This is a genomic window from Klebsiella sp. KE9456 (assembly GCF_043832615.1).
Taxonomy (GTDB): domain Bacteria; phylum Pseudomonadota; class Gammaproteobacteria; order Enterobacterales; family Enterobacteriaceae; genus Klebsiella; species Klebsiella indica.
Window position 1 is genome coordinate 175,661 of sequence record NZ_JBDYQK010000006.1, and the last position, 15,848, is coordinate 191,508.

The following is a 15,848-nucleotide window of genomic DNA, read 5'->3' on the forward strand; positions in this document are numbered from 1 at the left end:
GATTAATAGCTGGAGATCCTTTTTTCTCGCTGAAACAGTGACATAAATTCAACCTCTGCCTCAAGATCATTACAGAAATCGATAACAACTTAAACGCCGCTGCTATCCCGGCAAATCACTCCACATAAGCGCAACTCCGGCGGCTCTGCCAGTGTAATAACCCCAATCCTGAGTGGCAAAGAACTCTCATTTTGGCATCGTTTTTTGATAAGTTGCCAGTTTTCGGTTTCAGACTCCATGTGGGTAATCAGGGAATCAAAGGCCCCATCGGCAACTTCTATTTTTAGCTGTTTATCTTCTCCACCGTCAGTGAGATTAGATTCAGTCTCCTTCGATACCTCGCTTTCCAGTCCATTGAGACTATTTTTTAATCCGTCAAAGCAGCTCGTAGCAGCACTTGGGGTATAGAAGAACAAACCGCTAATGAAAATGGCTTCCATCACTTCATAGAAGGAAAAAGAGGTATCCCCATAAACGAAACGGCTACGATCGGTACTATTCACCCCAGAGACACTTTCTCTTAGCAACTCATCCTTCTGCAAGGTCATCAGCGTTTGCTTGTTGTAGAGGATTACAGGTAGGTTTTTAATTTCGTGGACATTTTCGCTAAGGCTCCAGCGTTCTTTATCACCTTTGATAAAACCGGAAGCATCGCAGCTACTTTCTATATCAAACTCGTCGGTGGGGATCCGCTCACGATTGAACCAAGCTGTAAAATCCTCACCGTCTCCCATATCCTGATGCTGATATGCGCGGTAAACAGAGCTTCGGCGATCAATGCCAATCCACTCCAGATTCCATGTGGTGGGTTTGGATGGTTTTCTTACTTCGTCAATATAGGCCCCAACATCCCGATCCAAATAAGCAGTTAGCAGTTCCTTCCAAGGCTCAATGGCAAAAAAGATATTCGCCAGTGTTGTTCCTTCTTCAATCATCACGGTATGACGAAAGAACCTGAGAAGAAAAAAGGGATCGGTATCTGAAATAGTTTTCTGGATTGATAGCAACGGAAGTGCTGTTGTTTCATCATAGTCAGAGCGAAAGCGCAGGATCGAATCCGAACAGAAAATTAGTTGACCTTCCATCATTTATCTGGCTCCTGATGTTATGTAGCAATCCTTGGCTTATCTACCGCAGCTTTTTTGCGCTTTATCTGAGTTTGAAGGAAAGCATAGATAAGGTGGTGTACAAACCATAGTACTCGACTTAAATACAGAAAGGAAAAACCAGAAAAAATAGGTGGTCATTCTGGTGGTCTTGACAACCCATAATTTTTACTTTAGCTTACTAAACAGCCAGTTACTGGCAAAGGCGATCCCAGTCAGAGGAGCCAATTTAAAGAAACCAGATGTCTACTGACGTCTGGTTTTTTGCCTTTTATTAAAGGGTTATTCCCTTTCCCACGCTTACTCACATCTGTTAAACAGCCTCATGACTCTTTCAGTGACCGGCAATCTCCAGTGTGGACTGAAAATAAATCAGGCGGGTATTTGCATTGTTCGCTGTTTCCAGCCGGTGATTATTCGGTTTAATCAAACTGGACTGCTGGCGGAGCAGTGACGGTGTAAATTGTCATTTACCTGATCTTCCATTCCGATACTGTAAGTTCGGCCCTCAGTACAGCATACAGATTGATGTGCAGATCCCGCGTCCGCCTCCCTGACTCATCGACATGAGAACCTTCTCGTGTAAATCCTGTTCTGGCGTCTGTTTGATGCCAGCATATCTCCCCACAGCATAAAATTTCTTTTCCTGCCGCAAAACACCTGGCTATGTTATTTCGTTATCGCAGAAAAACATCCTGCGCTGTGTCATCGCGTTAAAGTAAAGTGACACAGATACAGGGGCAGAGCATGTCACGAATTCAACTGAAAGATCCGGAGTTATTGCGCCAACAGGCGCTATTTGGTGGCCGTTGGCAGGATGCACGAGATGGCTCGACGTTAACGGTAATTGATCCTGCAACTAAAGAGATGCTGGCGTCCATTCCGGCATTGGGCACTGATGAAACGGAACAGGCGATAGAGTATGCCGAATCGGTACGTATCCGTTGGGGTAAAACCCCGAATGCCACCCGCGCCGCGCTGCTGGAGAAATGGCATCAGTTGATCCTCGATAATGCAGATGACCTGTCGATCATTATGACCGCCGAGCAGGGTAAGCCACTCCAGGAGGCCAAAGGCGAAGTGCTGTACGGGGCCAGTTTTGTGAAATGGTTTGCCGAAGAAGCTCGCCGTATCTATGGCGACACCATTCCGGCACCAGCTGAAGGCAGCCGTATTATCGTACTGAAGCAACCTGTGGGGGTGTCAGCGGCGATAACGCCATGGAATTTCCCGATTGCCATGATCACCCGCAAAGTGGCTCCGGCGCTGGCTGCGGGTTGTCCGATTATTGTTAAGCCCTCTGAGCTGACACCGCTCTCTGCACTGGCGCTGGCGGTGCTGGCGGAACGGGCGGGATTCCCGAGTGGTGTGCTGCAGATATTGACCGGACTGCCTACCGAGATTGGTAAGACATTGACGGCTAGCCGCACGGTGCGCAAAATTTCCTTTACGGGGTCTACGCGGGTCGGACAATTACTGATGCAACAAAGTGCCGACAGCGTAAAGCGTTTGAGCCTGGAACTGGGCGGCAACGCGCCGTTAATCATCTTTGACGACGCTGATTTAGATATTGCCGTCGCCGGCGTCATGGCGAGTAAATTCCGTAATGCCGGTCAGACCTGTGTCTGCGCCAACCGCATTCTGGTGCAGCGTGGTATTTATGAACGTTTCAGCCAGCGTTTGCTGGAGGCGGTGGATGCCCTGAAAGTGGGGGACGGCTTTGAGGCGCAAACCACCATCGGGCCACTGATCAATGACCGCGCGGTCGAAAAAGTCAATAGCCATATTGACGATGCGTTGAGTCAGGGCGCAATTTTGCTGAAAGGGGGTATCAGCCAGTCAAATGGCACTTTCGTCCAGCCAACTGTGCTTGGTAATGTCACCAGTAAAATGCGTATCGCCCATGAAGAAACTTTTGGCCCTGTGGCGCCGCTATTTATTTTTGATGAAGAAGACGAGGCGCTGGCAATGGCCAATGATACACCTTACGGTCTTGGCGCTTATTTCTTCACCGAAAATATTCGTCGGGCCTGGCGTGTAGCTGAAGCGCTGGAATTTGGTATGGTTGGATTTAATACTGGCGCCATTTCATTGGATGCCGCGCCATTTGGAGGGATTAAATTATCCGGATTAGGACGTGAGGGATCACGTTATGGAATTGAAGAGTACCTGGAGCAAAAAACTTTCCATATTGGCAATCTCTGATTAAATTCTCAACAGCCATCCGAACGCCTGTTACTTTTAGTAACAGGCGTTTTTATATCTGCATAAATATCTCCTGTCGAGCTGGCCAGTAACAGTGCTTTATTTTTGCGGATTTAGATCTTTAAAAACAGGCGGAGACCTATTGTCAGGGCATTTAGTACGCACCAGTGAGGCGGACTCAATACCACCTGTAACCCCGATTTTTTACTTTGTACTTAACCTTAAACATTTTTGCTAATTCTCCATTCTGGTGCAAAATTCCGGTAAATCGCACCAAAGTAATGCGTCATGTTTGTTAATAAAATCATCTATTTAATTGCTCGGCAATTCCGTGAGATTTCCCTTGTCAATTCGGCAGAAAATTTTTTTTGCGCTGTTTTTATGCATTAATATTTTTTTCTGTGCTGGCATGCTTTCTGCATTAGAACACTAGCAGCATACATCCTGCGTAATCATACCCAAATAATTCGCTTTACAGGACGATAGTAAGAAAGTGAATCCCGGAAGCCCGGAGAGTTATATGAAGGGAGTGAGAAAAGAGTGCGGCTAATACTTATGCAACTTGAAGTGTGACGGTTATGAGCATTTTAATTAACACACTAATGATGGGTGTGAAAAATAAGGATTTTTCATGTTAAGTTTCGACCCTGAAAAAGTTTCTTTACCCGCCGGGCATTATATCGATGGTCAACACCAGTATAGCCAGGGCGTACAGTTTGCGGTTAAGCGTCCGTCGGATGGCAAAGTCTACGCCACGCTGAGCGAAGCCTCTGCGGCAGATGTCGATCGTGCCGTCAGTATCGCTCATCGTGCGCTCACCGTCAGTGGCTGGCGCAGTTGTCCACCGCGTGAGCGCGGCAAGGTATTGCGTCGCTGGGCAGATTTGATTGAGAGCGATCGGCAACTGGCGCAACTCGAAGCACTCGGTTCAACCCGCCCCATCAGCGACGTGGTGCAGCATGAAATTCCGTTCACTGCAGAGGCTATTCGTTTCTACGCCGAGTGTGCGGATAAATACAGTGGTGATCTGTTCCCCACCCAGCAGAGCAGTCTTGGCATGCTGATCTCCGAGCCCTATGGCGTGATTGGCGCTATTACGCCGTGGAATTTCCCGTTGTCGATGGCGTCGTGGAAATGTGGCCCGGCGCTGGCGGCAGGTAATGCGGTGGTGCTGAAACCCTCTGAGCTGACACCTTTCTCCACCGTGCGTATGGCGGAACTGGCGGTACAGGCCGGTTTACCCGCAGGCATTCTGAATATTGTACAGGGTAGTGGTGCCGTCACCGGTAGCGCGCTGGTGAAGCACCCGCTGGTGCGTAAAGTCTCGTTCACGGGTTCTACTGTCACGGGTTCGCGCATTATGAGCGACGCGGCACAACATGGTATGAAACCGGTGACTCTTGAGCTGGGCGGTAAAAGTCCGCAGGTCGTGTTTGATGATGCAGGGGATGTCGAGGTGGTGGCGCAACGCATTCTGCGTGGTTTTACCGCTAACGGCGGCCAGGCCTGCGTGGCCGGGACGCGCCTGATCGTACAGCGTGGCATCGCCCGACCATTACTCGACAGACTGGTGGCGCTGTGCCAGCAGCCGCGGCCAGGCCTCACCTGGCGGGCTGACAGCCGCTATTCACCACTGATCGATGAGCGTCAGGGTCATAAAGTGGCGTCCGTGGTTGCCGCGGCGCAAGCCGAGGGCGCGGAGGTGCTGGTGGGCGGCGAGCGTTTTGCCGACACCGACGAAGGCTGGTTCTGGCAGCCAACGCTGTTATGCCGTGTTGCGCCGGACAACCCGGCAGTGCAGCAGGAGATCTTTGGTCCAGTGCTCACCGTGCAGGAGTTCGATGATGAAGATGAAGGGCTCCACCTTGCCGCACATGAAACTTATGGCCTGTGCGCCGGGGTGCACACCCTGAGTCTTCCACGAGCGATGCGCGCCATGCGGGCCATTGAATCGGGCACCGTCTGGATCAACCGCTATGGTCGCTCCGGCGATTTTATCATCCCTACCGGCGGTTTTCTCGGTTCCGGTGTCGGCAAAGACCTGGGGCGCCAGGCATTTCAGGCCTGCCAGCGCCAGAAAAGCGTATTAATCGATTTTTAATTTACGTATCAGACAACGACGAGGTCGAGTCATGGCATTGTGTAAACCAAAATACATCACCTTTGATTGCTACGGCACCTTAATCAACTTTGACATGGCGGGTGCAGCTGAGCGTTGCTTCAAAGAGCGTGTGACGCCGGATGTTATGCCGTCTTTTATCATCGATTTTGCCCGCTACCGCCTCGATGAAGTGCTGGGCGCATGGAAGCCATATTACGAGGTGGTGAGCAATGCGCTACAGCGTACCTGCAAAAAGTGGGGAGTCCACTGGGACAAGGCAGACAGCGATTTTATCTACACCGACTGCGCCACCTGGGGCCCCCACCCGGATGTGCCCGCAGGGCTGGCAAAGGTGGCGCAGGCGTTTCCTTTGGTACTGCTTTCCAACTCAATGACTGACCTGCTGTCGCATCACATTCCTCGTCTGGGCGCGCCGATCCATATGGCGATCACCGCCGAAGAAGTTGGGGCATACAAACCGCAAATGAAGGGCTTCGAGTACATGCTGGAAAAACTCGACTGCGGCCCGGAAGAGATCCTGCATGTCTCATCCAGTCTGCGTTACGACTTGATGACCTGTCATGACATGGGGATTACCCACAAAGTGTGGGTTAATCGCGGTCACGATCCGGCCAACCCCGCTTACGGTTACACCGAGATTAAAGATATTGGCGGATTGCCCGCAGTGGTTGGTCTCTGAGCCGGGAGGGCAGCCCAATGAAACTCGAATCCTTCTGGCAGGCAACTGCACCGCAATTTCACGGTGCGGCAAGAGAGACGCTGCCCGGAACCGCCTCCGTGGTGGTCATTGGTGGCGGTTTTACTGGCATCTCGGCTGCGCTTAATCTGGCGCGTGCTGGCATTGATGTGGTGCTGCTGGAGAGTGGCGACATAATGAGTCAGGCGTCGGCACGCAACGGTGGCCACTGCAACACCGGCGTGGCGCAAAACTTCGCCTCGCTGGTCGCCAGCCAGGGGCTGGAGCAGGCCAGCCGCTTTTATCGCGCGTACGATGATGCGGTGAGCTACGTTGAGCAACTGGTCCGTGAAGAACAGATCGATTGTGATTTTCGTCTGTGCGGCAAGCTGAAGCTCGCCAGCAAAGCCACGCATTTTTCTGGGCTACGCAGCGCCTGGCAATTGATGCGCGACACCGTCGATCCGGAGATCGAGCTTATCAGCAAAGACGAGATTCGTCGTGAAGTCGGTAGCGATGCTTTTCACGGCGGCCTGCTGCAAAAACGTGGTGGTCAGATGCATATGGGAAAATTTGGCATCGGTCTGGCGGAGGCTGCCGCGCGTAGTGGCGCAAAGATCTTCCCCCACCATAAAGTCAGCGATATGACTCGCCTTGATGGATATCGTCATCGTATCACCACCCGCAAAGGCGAGATTATTGCTGACAAAGTATTGATGGCGACAGGCGTCTCTAACGAAGGGCCATTCCGGTGGTTTCAGCGTCGTATTGTGCCGGTGGGCAGCTTCATTGTAGTGACCGAACCGTTGGACGATGGCCTGCTGAATCAGATACTGCCTCGGGATCGCACCTATGTCACCTCGCTGAATATCGGCAACTATTTCCGCACGACCGCCGATCGTCGCCTGGTATTTGGCGGACGTGCCCGTTTTGCTGTGAGCAATCCAACCTCAGATACCCGTAGCGGCCAGGTGTTACGGGCCGCGATGACGGCACTGTTTCCACAACTGGGCAATGTGGACATTGATTACTGCTGGGGAGGCATGGTGGATATGACTGCCGATCGACTGCCGCATGCCGGTGAGCACGACGGCGTGTTCTATTCCCTTGGCTACAGCGGGCATGGCACGCAGATGTCAACATGGATGGGCAGGGTAATGGCCGATGTGATAGCAGAAAAACGAAATGAAAATCCCTGGCTGCGCGAGGCATGGCCCGCGTTGCCCGGTTACCACGGGAAACCCTGGTTTTTACCTCTCGCGGGTTTGTACTACAAAGCGAAGGATCGGATCTCCTGATTATTTCTGCGCTCTGGTTACGCGATAAATCGTGTCGTGACAAACCGTTACGCGACATTGTCGCAAGGCGATTGATTGAACCATGATGATGGCCGCGCCAGGGCGTCAGTAACGACTATCTAAATAGCAGCAGTTCATATTGAGGGTGTGCAGATGAGTAAATTCAAGAAACAATCTGACGCTGTAAATCCGGCTCTGACGCAAGTGCTGACCGAAGGTTCGCTGTCCCGTCGTAGCCTGATGAAGTTGTTGTGCGCTGGAGCAGTAATGAGTACCGGAGTAATCGGTTTCCCGGAAATGGGCTTTGCGGCCGAAACGCCGGTTAAGGGAGGTAAGTTGCGTGCGGCGATGTCCAATGCCTCGGCAACCGATACTCTCGATCCCGCCAAAGGCAACAACAGTGCCGATTACACTCGTCAGTTTATGTTTTACAGTGGCCTGACTGAACTGGATAAAAACATGCAGGTACATCCGGCGCTGGCCGAATCCGTTGAATCAAATGACGGTATCACCTGGCAGATTAAGCTGCGTAAAGACGTCACTTTCCACGATGGTAAACCGCTCAGCGCGAAAGATGTGATTTATTCTCTGAGCCGTCACAAAGATCCGGCGGTAGCCTCCAATGCGTTTAAACTGGCGGAACAGTTCTCCAACTTAAGTGCAATCAATGATAACGAAGTACAACTGGTGCTGAGCCAGGCTAACTTCGACATCCCCTATATGCTGGCGACAGCGCCTTTCCTGATCGTGCAGGATAACACCAAAGATTTCAGTAAAGGTATCGGCACCGGGCCATTTAAACTGAAAGAATTCACGCCGGGTGTGCGTTCCGTGGGGGTGAAGAACCCTGGCTACTTCAAACCCGGATTACCGCACCTCGACGAAGTGGAACTGCTGGGCGTGACCGATCAGGCCGCGCGCGTCAATGCACTGATGTCGGGCGATCTGCACATGGTCTCCACGCTGGGCGCGGCTGATTGCAAACGTATCAAAGCCACCTCTGATTTTGGCGTTCTGGAGAGCAAGTCCGGAATGTACACCAATCTGATAGTGCGTACCGACATGAAACCGGGCAGCAGCGAAGATTTCGTCCTGGGTATGAAATATCTGCAACCGCGAGAGATGCTGGTGAAAACCGTGCTCCAGGGCTATGGAGACGTAGCGAACGATACTCCAGTTCCGCCATGGCATCCGCTGTACAACGCCGATCTGAAACCACGTCCGCTGGATGTGGAAAAAGCCAAATTTCACTTCAAGAAAGCGGGGATGGTCGGCGCTAACGTCGAAATTATCACCACGCCGAATATCGAAGGCGCGGTGGAGGGCGGTCAATTGATTCAGCAGGTCGCGCGCAATACTGGCGTCAATTTTAAGGTACGCCGTGTCCCTTACGATGGCTACTGGTCAACTCACTGGACCAAAGATCCGGTTGGTTACGGCTCTATCAACCCGCGTCCTACTCTGGATATGTTGTTCTCGCAGTTCTATCTCTCCAATGGCGCCAATAACGAGTCGGGTTGGAAGAATAAACAGTTTGACCAACTGGTGGTGGCAGCCCGGGGCGAACGCGATCAGGCGAAACGTAAGCAGATGTACGGCGATATGCAGACTCTGATTTACGACCACTGTGGCACCATTATCCCGACATTCATCAGCTCAACCGATGGTTACAGTAAGAAGGTCAAAGGAGTGGAAGCCTGGCCGACAGGCATGATGATGGGATACCGCTTCCATGAATTTGCCTGGCTTTCCGCCTGATATCTGAACCTCATAGAGGAGTACGCCGATGAACCGATACATGATGTTTCTGATTGCCCGTCGCGTCGGCGCGGGCATTCTAACTTTGCTTATCGTCTCGGCGGTGGTGTTTTTTATCACCAGCCTGCTGCCCGGAGATGCGGCGCAAATGATTTTGGGGCAAAACGCCACAGCGGAAACGGTGGCGGCGTTACGTCAGCAGCTCGGCCTCGATCAGTCGCTGCCGGTGCGATATTTCAGTTGGCTTAGCGGAATGTTGCATGGCGATTTTGGGATATCGTTTGCCAGCCATTTACCGGTCGTGCAGTTGGTCGCCCGACGCATTCCGGCCACATTCGAACTTGCGGCGATAACCACGCTGATCTGCGTACCGCTGGCGCTGGTGAGCGGTATTGCGGCCGCCATGAACCGGGGCTCGCTGATCGACAGATTTCTGGTGGTTAGCACTATGGCGACGGTGGCTGTTCCGGAATTTCTTGTCGCGACGGTGGCGGTGCTGATTTTTGCCGTGAAGCTGCATTGGGTATCGGCCATGTCGTTCGGTAGCTCGGATATGGATTTGCTTAGCTATCTGAAATCTTACGCCTTGCCGGTGCTGACGTTATGCTGCGTGCTGGCTGCGCAGATGGCGCGCATGACGCGCGCTGCCATCATCAATCAGCTCGATAGCCCGTACCTGGAAATGGCGCGGTTGAAAGGCGTGTCGCCATTGCGTGCGGTACTGCGTCACGCGCTGCCGAATGCCGTCGGGCCGATTGCTAACTCCATTTCACTTAGCCTCTCGTATCTGTTTGGCGGCGTGATCATCATCGAAACGATTTTCAGTTATCCCGGCCTCGCCAGTGCCATGGTGGATGCGGTGAGCAACCGTGACCTGCCCGTGGTGCAGTTCTGCGTGATGCTGTTTGCCGCAAGCTATCTGCTGTTGCTGTTGGCGGCCGACATTCTCACCATCGCTTTTAACCCGAAATGGAGGAACTGATGAATAGCTTGCTTCTTCCCTGGCGCTTTTTCCAGGCGCTATCGGTCTCAGGACGCATCGGCCTGCTGATCTCGCTGTTCTGGATTGCGATGGCGCTATTCGGTACGCAACTGGCACCGCACCGCATCGATGATATTGGCGGTGGTCCGATGCTCGGCGGCATGACTGCGGATAACATCCTCGGTACCGACTATCTCGGGCGCGATATCCTCAGCCGAATTCTGTACGGCGCCAGGTTCTCCATCGGCCTGGCGTTAACCGCCGCACTAGGAGCCAGCCTGATTGGCACCGTGCTGGCTCTGCTGGCAGCCGTTGCCGGCCGTTGGCTGGAGGAAGTGCTGGGGCGTGTTAACGATGCGCTGCTGGTGCTGCCGGGCAAAGTGTTGTCGCTGATGATCGTAGCGGTATTTGGTTCTTCGTTGCCGATTCTGATCCTCACCGCGGTTTTCACCTACTGGCCGGGGGCATTTCGAATCGCCTTTGCTATGGCCAGCAGCTTGCGAAATATGGATTACGTGCGGGCATCGAAATTACGTGGCGAGAGCCGTTGGTATATCGCGGTCCACGATATCCTGCCGAACATGGTGCATCCGATGCTGACTGACTTTGGTCTGCGTTTTGTCTATATCGTGCTGCTGCTCAGTGGCCTGAGTTTTCTCGGCCTGGGTGTGCAGCCACCTTATGCTGACTGGGGAACGCTGGTGCGAGAAAACATTCAGGGGTTGTTTGATGGCTCGCCAGCGGTACTGATGCCTGCGGTGGCAATTGCCAGCCTGACCGTTGGTGCCAATCTGTTTATTGATAGCCTGCAGATGATGCGACCGCTGACCCTTGCGAAGGAGGGGGCATGAACGTGACTCTACACACCGCGTTGCCAGTGATCGCCGTCGAGAATCTGCGCGTTACGGCGCATACGGACAAAGGCGAAGAGATCGATCTGGTTTCCGATATACGTTTTACCGTGCAAAAAGGGGAAGTGTTGGCGCTGATTGGCGAATCCGGCTCTGGCAAAACCACCATCGCGATGGCACTGATGGGCTATGCTCGCCATGGCTGTCGTATCGCTGATGGCATTATCCATGTTGCCGGCACCGATGTGCACCGTCTCTCTCCGGGCCAATTGCGCGAATTTCGCGGTAATAAGGTGGCTTATATCGCGCAGAGCGCAGCGGCTTCGTTTAACCCTGGCATGCGTATTCTCGATCAGGTTATTGAGCCTGCGGTGATCCACGGCACCATGAGGCGTAAGGAAGCGAAAAAGAAAGCGATAGCCCTGTTTCGTGAACTGGCGTTGCCTGATCCGGAAAGCATCGGCGACCGTTTCCCGCATCAGGTGTCCGGAGGACAACTGCAACGTTTGATGACGGCGATGGCATTGATTGGCGATCCTGACGTTGTGATCCTCGACGAACCAACTACCGCACTGGATGTGACCACGCAGGTGGAAGTGTTGAAAGCTTTCCGGCGGGTGGTGGCGCAGCGTGGGGTAACCGCCATTTACGTCAGCCACGATTTGGCTGTGGTGGCGCAAATGGCCGATCGCATTCTGGTACTGCTACGTGGCCAAATAGCTGAATACGGCACGACTGAACGGTTGATTGGTTCGCCGCAGGCGGAATACACCCGGTTGTTGATGGATGCCGCGCGCCAGAGTGAACGCCTGAGTAACTGGTGCCCCGCCACAGCTGAGCGGCAGCCGCTGCTGGAAGTGCGCGATATGTGTGCCGGTTATGGTCCACGTGACAGAGAAGGACAACCGAAAATCCGCATCCTTGAAGACATCAACCTGAAGCTGTGGAAAGGGCAGGCGATTGGCATTATCGGAGAATCCGGTTCCGGAAAAACGACGCTTGCACATGCCATTGCCGGGCTGAACGCGCCGAGTCAGGGCCATATATTGTTTAACGGTCACTACATTGACGGTGATATGCATAAGCGGCCTGACGATGAGCTGCGTCGTATTCAGTATGTTTTCCAGATGGCAGACACCGCGCTTAACCCGGCACACAGCATTGAGCGCATTCTGTCTCGTCCACTGGCACTGTTCCACGGGGTGCAGGGGGCGGCGCTCACGCAGCGCCTGCACCGGTTGCTCGATCTGGTCAAACTGCCGCACAGCGTATTGTGGCGGCGTCCTGGGGCGCTGTCTGGTGGTCAGAAACAACGCGTCAATCTGGCTCGCGCGCTGGCCGCAGAACCGGATTTGATATTGTGTGATGAGGTCACTTCCGCGCTCGATACCGTGGTGGCGGCGGCGGTTTTGGATCTGATAAGCGAACTACGTCGTGAACTTGGCCTGTCGGTGTTGTTTATCAGCCATGACATGCATGCGGTGCGTTCGGTATGTGATGATATCGTGGTGATGAAGAACGGTCGCATCATGACGCAAATCGCGCGTGCGGACTATGACAAACCCGGCAGCGATCTCTATTTTGAGCGGCTGAAGCGTGCGGTGCCAGAGCTACGCCAGGGCTGGCTTGATGAGCATGAAGAAATCCTGAAAGCAGAATAAAAATTGTACACGCCGCTGCGGTGCGATTTGCCGCGCGGTATTTAATGTTTACAACATCGAGGTAGTAACGTTATGCCTGCACCGATTCGTTATGTACAGGACAGTGCTGATTTCCCGGCGTCTGCTGATGTGGTGGTGATTGGCGCCGGTATTGCCGGTTCCGCCGCCATCTGGGAACTGGCGAAACAGGGGTTAAAGGTGGTGCTGGTAGAGAAAGGGTTAGTGGGTGCCGAACAGTCCAGCCGCAACTGGGGGTGGTGCCGTCAACAAAACCGTGACGAACGCGAGTTGCCGCTGATCATTCATGCCCTGCAACGCTGGGGCGAACTTAACGCTGAAACCGGTGAAGAGCTGGGATTTCGTCGTAGCGGGCTGGTGTACGCCACACGCAATCTGGACGATCTCGCCGCCTGGGAGGCGTGGGGGAAGATGGCGAAAAACTATGGCGTGCGCAGCGATATGCTCAGTGCTGAACAGGCAAAAGCGATGACGCCGGGCAGCACGACTCAGTGGCTGGGGGGCGTCTCATCGCCCACCGACGGTCATGCCGAGCCGCGGCTGGCGTCTGCCGGTCTGGTGATCGGAGCACAACGTCTGGGCGCGCTGGTGTTCCAGCAGTGCGCTGTACGTGGTCTGGATATCGCCGCCGGGCGGGTCAGCGGCGTCTGGACGGAACGCGGCTTAATCAAAACCAGCCGGGTAATTTGCGCCGCAGGCGCCTGGACGTCGATGTTCTGCCGCCGCCACGGCATCGATCTGCCGCTCGGCAATGTAATTGGTACAGCCTTCCGTACTCAGCCAATTGAGCAGGCGATTGCAATACCCTTATACACCCCTGGCTTTGCCTGTCGGCCGCAGCTTGACGGTAGCTATACCGTCTCGGTTTCAGGCCGTGGCCGTCTGGAGCCTGGGGCACAGGGCCTTCGTTATGCGCGCCAGTTCTATCCGACTTTCAAAAGTCGACGTAAGAACCTGAAACTCAATATTGGTATCAAGCCTTTCCTGTCTGGCCCGGAGGCGCTGGGAAGCTGGGAGTTTGATCGCCAGTCGCCGTTTGAGCGGGTGCGCATTCTCGATCCCGTAGCGGATCGCAGCACCATCGAAGATGGCCTGGCAGCGATGCGTAAAGAGTATCCGGCGTTGGCGAATCTGAAACTGGCGCAGGCGTGGGGAGGGATGATTGACAGTACGCCGGATGCGATCCCGGTGATATCAACGGTGGAAAAAATGCCGGGACTGGTGTTGTCCGCAGGCTTTAGCGCGCACGGCTTTGGTATCGGACCGGGCGCCGGTCGCCTGGCGGCGGATCTTGCCACCGACAGTACGCCAGTTGTGGATCCCACACCTTATCGCTATTCCCGTCTGGTTGATGGCAGCGGCCTTGACGCGCCAGGCATGATGTGAGGAGCACGCATGAGCATTACATTACGCGCGATGACCGCGGATGATATCGAACCGGCGTTTGCCATGACACAGCATCTGAAATGGCCACATCGCCGTGAAGACTGGGCCCAGGCGCTATCTTTAGGAGAAGGCGTGGTGGCGGAAGAAGAGGGCGCTTTCCTCGGGTGCGCTATTGGCTGGCGTTGGGGTGAGCAGGCTGCCACTATTGGGCTGGTGATGGTTAACGACCAGTATCAGGGGCGTGGCATCGGTAGACAACTGATGTTGGCGCAACTGGAAAAATTTCCCGGCTACAACGTGCGGCTGCATGCTACGGAAATGGGGAAAGGTCTGTATGCCAAATTGGGGTTTAACGTGACCGGGCATATCCAGCAGCACCAGACCCGCGCGCTGGCGACCGTGCCCGCTGTGACTCTGCCAACCGAATTGACGCTGGGTAAAGCCGACGTCAGCGATGCCAGCCTGCTGACCGAGCTCGATCATCAGGCACATGGGATGTGGCGTCCACACTTGATAAATCAACTAATTAGCGAGCATCAGACCGTGATAGCGCGAGATGCGCAGCAGCGCATCCACGGTTTCGCGAGTTTGCGTCGTTTCGGTCACGGTTGGGCGATTGGACCGTTGATTGCCGAAACCTTGTCGGTGGCGCAACCTCTGGTTGCGGTGCTGATGCAAGGGTTGGGCGGCGAGTTTGTGCGTATTGATACCGATGGCGCATTGCCGCTGGCGGAATGGCTGGAAACGTTGGGAATGGCGCAGGTTGACGCACCGGTAACGATGATTCGGGGAACGGTCTGGTCGCCGCTGGACGGTGGTATGCAGGCGTTTGGGTTAATGACCCAGGCGATGGCGTGATGCATATTGTTTATAAATCTGATCCGCTACGCGGCGCACACTGGCAACGCTGGCTGGCCGAGCATGCGCCGGATATCCAGTTGCATATCTGGCCGGAAACCGGCCCGACAGAACAGGTGGAGATGCTGATTGCCTGGCAACTGCCGGAAAATCTGCTGGCAACCTTTCCCAACCTGAAAGCATTGATGTCGGTTGGCGCGGGTGCCGATCAGTTCGATCTCAGCGAGATACCGCCGGACTTGCCGGTGGTGCGCATGATTGAGCCGGGTCTGACGCAGGGTATGGTGGAATACGTCACCTTCGCGGTGCTTGGCTTGCATCGTGATATACCGCGTTACTTGCGTCAACAGCGTGAGCAGCAGTGGCACCCCCACAAAATTCATACCGCCGGGGAGCGTCGTATTGGGGTAATGGGCCTCGGTGAACTGGGGCAAGCCTGTCTGAAACAACTGGTGGCGCTTGGTTTTGATTGTGCGGGCTGGAGCCGAACGCAACATAAGATCGACGGCGTACGTTGCTGGCATGGTGACGAACAACTGGCGGTATTTCTCGCTCGCAGCGATATCCTGGTGTGTCTGCTGCCGCTGACCGACGATACGCGTGGATTGTTGAATGCCGAACTTTTTGCTCAACTGCCTTCTGGCGCTGCGCTGGTACAGGTTGGACGCGGGCCACAGCTTAATGACGATCATCTCCTGGCGGCGCTGGATAGCGGGCAGCTCAGTGCCGCAGTAATCGATGTCACCGCTCCCGAACCGCTGCCAGTCGGGCATCCGTTCTGGCGCCATCCGGCCATCTGGCTGACACCCCATATCGCCAGTGAAACACACACCGGCAGCGCTGTGGTTGCGCTGCTTGATAACCTGCGCCGCTATCAGCGTGGTGAACCGATGATCGGTATGATCGATCGTAACCGGGGATACTGAA

Annotated in this window: 12 protein-coding genes; 11 read left to right on the plus strand and 1 reads right to left on the minus strand. The window is 54.2% G+C overall.

Annotated elements, in window-relative coordinates:
* Positions 1-89: 89 nt before the first annotated feature.
* Positions 90-1,085: a hypothetical protein gene (locus ABK821_RS08290; protein ID WP_142501871.1), complete on the minus strand. Its 996-nt coding sequence runs from the start codon at positions 1,083-1,085 to the stop codon at positions 90-92.
* A 768-nt stretch (positions 1,086-1,853) separates the two neighbouring features.
* On the opposite strand from ABK821_RS08290, the gene ABK821_RS08295 reads away from it, so the two are divergent.
* From ABK821_RS08295 to ABK821_RS08345, 11 genes are all read left to right on the plus strand, one after another.
* The gene (locus ABK821_RS08295) at positions 1,854-3,311 is read left to right on the plus strand and encodes an NAD-dependent succinate-semialdehyde dehydrogenase (protein WP_138361572.1); all 1,458 of its coding nucleotides are present in this window, start codon (positions 1,854-1,856) and stop codon (positions 3,309-3,311) included.
* Between the two features lie 631 nt (positions 3,312-3,942).
* Positions 3,943-5,412 carry an aldehyde dehydrogenase gene (locus ABK821_RS08300; protein WP_138361571.1) on the plus strand — a complete coding sequence of 490 codons (1,470 nt, stop codon included), beginning with the start codon at positions 3,943-3,945 and terminating at the stop codon, positions 5,410-5,412.
* A 31-nt stretch (positions 5,413-5,443) separates the two neighbouring features.
* Entirely contained in the window at positions 5,444-6,112 is a 669-nt protein-coding gene (locus ABK821_RS08305) for a haloacid dehalogenase type II (RefSeq protein WP_142501546.1), read from the plus strand.
* Between the two features lie 17 nt (positions 6,113-6,129).
* Positions 6,130-7,407: an FAD-binding oxidoreductase gene (locus ABK821_RS08310; protein ID WP_142501545.1), complete on the plus strand. Its 1,278-nt coding sequence runs from the start codon at positions 6,130-6,132 to the stop codon at positions 7,405-7,407.
* 153 nt (positions 7,408-7,560) lie between these two features.
* Positions 7,561-9,165, plus strand: coding sequence for an ABC transporter substrate-binding protein (locus ABK821_RS08315; protein ID WP_138361568.1), 1,605 nt, complete (start codon positions 7,561-7,563; stop codon positions 9,163-9,165).
* A 28-nt stretch (positions 9,166-9,193) separates the two neighbouring features.
* Positions 9,194-10,147, plus strand: a complete 954-nt coding sequence (locus ABK821_RS08320) for an ABC transporter permease (RefSeq protein ID WP_138361567.1) — start codon at positions 9,194-9,196, stop codon at positions 10,145-10,147.
* The gene (locus tag ABK821_RS08325; protein ID WP_138361566.1) at positions 10,147-10,998 is read left to right on the plus strand and encodes an ABC transporter permease; all 852 of its coding nucleotides are present in this window, start codon (positions 10,147-10,149) and stop codon (positions 10,996-10,998) included. Before ABK821_RS08320 ends, ABK821_RS08325 begins: the two co-directional genes overlap by 1 nt.
* Positions 10,995-12,659, plus strand: coding sequence for an ABC transporter ATP-binding protein (locus ABK821_RS08330; protein WP_343178781.1), 1,665 nt, complete (start codon positions 10,995-10,997; stop codon positions 12,657-12,659). Before ABK821_RS08325 ends, ABK821_RS08330 begins: the two co-directional genes overlap by 4 nt.
* 72 nt (positions 12,660-12,731) lie before the next feature.
* Positions 12,732-14,063 carry an FAD-binding oxidoreductase gene (locus tag ABK821_RS08335; RefSeq protein ID WP_343178780.1) on the plus strand — a complete coding sequence of 444 codons (1,332 nt, stop codon included), beginning with the start codon at positions 12,732-12,734 and terminating at the stop codon, positions 14,061-14,063.
* Positions 14,064-14,072: 9 nt separating this feature from the next.
* On the plus strand, positions 14,073-14,921 hold the full coding sequence (locus tag ABK821_RS08340) for a GNAT family N-acetyltransferase (RefSeq protein ID WP_343178779.1): 849 nt from the start codon (positions 14,073-14,075) through the stop codon (positions 14,919-14,921).
* Complete coding sequence (locus ABK821_RS08345) at positions 14,921-15,847, plus strand: glyoxylate/hydroxypyruvate reductase A (RefSeq protein ID WP_138361581.1); 927 nt, start codon at positions 14,921-14,923, stop codon at positions 15,845-15,847. Before ABK821_RS08340 ends, ABK821_RS08345 begins: the two co-directional genes overlap by 1 nt.
* Position 15,848 lies beyond the last annotated feature (1 nt).

Bases quoted from the DNA above. Each gene is read 5' to 3' on its own strand.
- ABK821_RS08300 (WP_138361571.1), top strand. From the start codon at position 3,943: ATGTTAAGTTTCGACCCTGAAAAAGTTTCTTTACCCGCCGGGCATTAT.
- ABK821_RS08310 (WP_142501545.1), top strand. From the start codon at position 6,130: ATGAAACTCGAATCCTTCTGGCAGGCAACTGCACCGCAATTTCACGGT.
- ABK821_RS08295 (WP_138361572.1), top strand. From the start codon at position 1,854: ATGTCACGAATTCAACTGAAAGATCCGGAGTTATTGCGCCAACAGGCG.
- ABK821_RS08305 (WP_142501546.1), top strand. From the start codon at position 5,444: ATGGCATTGTGTAAACCAAAATACATCACCTTTGATTGCTACGGCACC.
- ABK821_RS08330 (WP_343178781.1), top strand. From the start codon at position 10,995: ATGAACGTGACTCTACACACCGCGTTGCCAGTGATCGCCGTCGAGAAT.
- ABK821_RS08320 (WP_138361567.1), top strand. From the start codon at position 9,194: ATGAACCGATACATGATGTTTCTGATTGCCCGTCGCGTCGGCGCGGGC.
- ABK821_RS08325 (WP_138361566.1), top strand. From the start codon at position 10,147: ATGAATAGCTTGCTTCTTCCCTGGCGCTTTTTCCAGGCGCTATCGGTC.
- ABK821_RS08315 (WP_138361568.1), top strand. From the start codon at position 7,561: ATGAGTAAATTCAAGAAACAATCTGACGCTGTAAATCCGGCTCTGACG.
- ABK821_RS08335 (WP_343178780.1), top strand. From the start codon at position 12,732: ATGCCTGCACCGATTCGTTATGTACAGGACAGTGCTGATTTCCCGGCG.
- ABK821_RS08345 (WP_138361581.1), top strand. From the start codon at position 14,921: ATGCATATTGTTTATAAATCTGATCCGCTACGCGGCGCACACTGGCAA.
- ABK821_RS08290 (WP_142501871.1), bottom strand. From the start codon at position 1,085: ATGGAAGGTCAACTAATTTTCTGTTCGGATTCGATCCTGCGCTTTCGC.
- ABK821_RS08340 (WP_343178779.1), top strand. From the start codon at position 14,073: ATGAGCATTACATTACGCGCGATGACCGCGGATGATATCGAACCGGCG.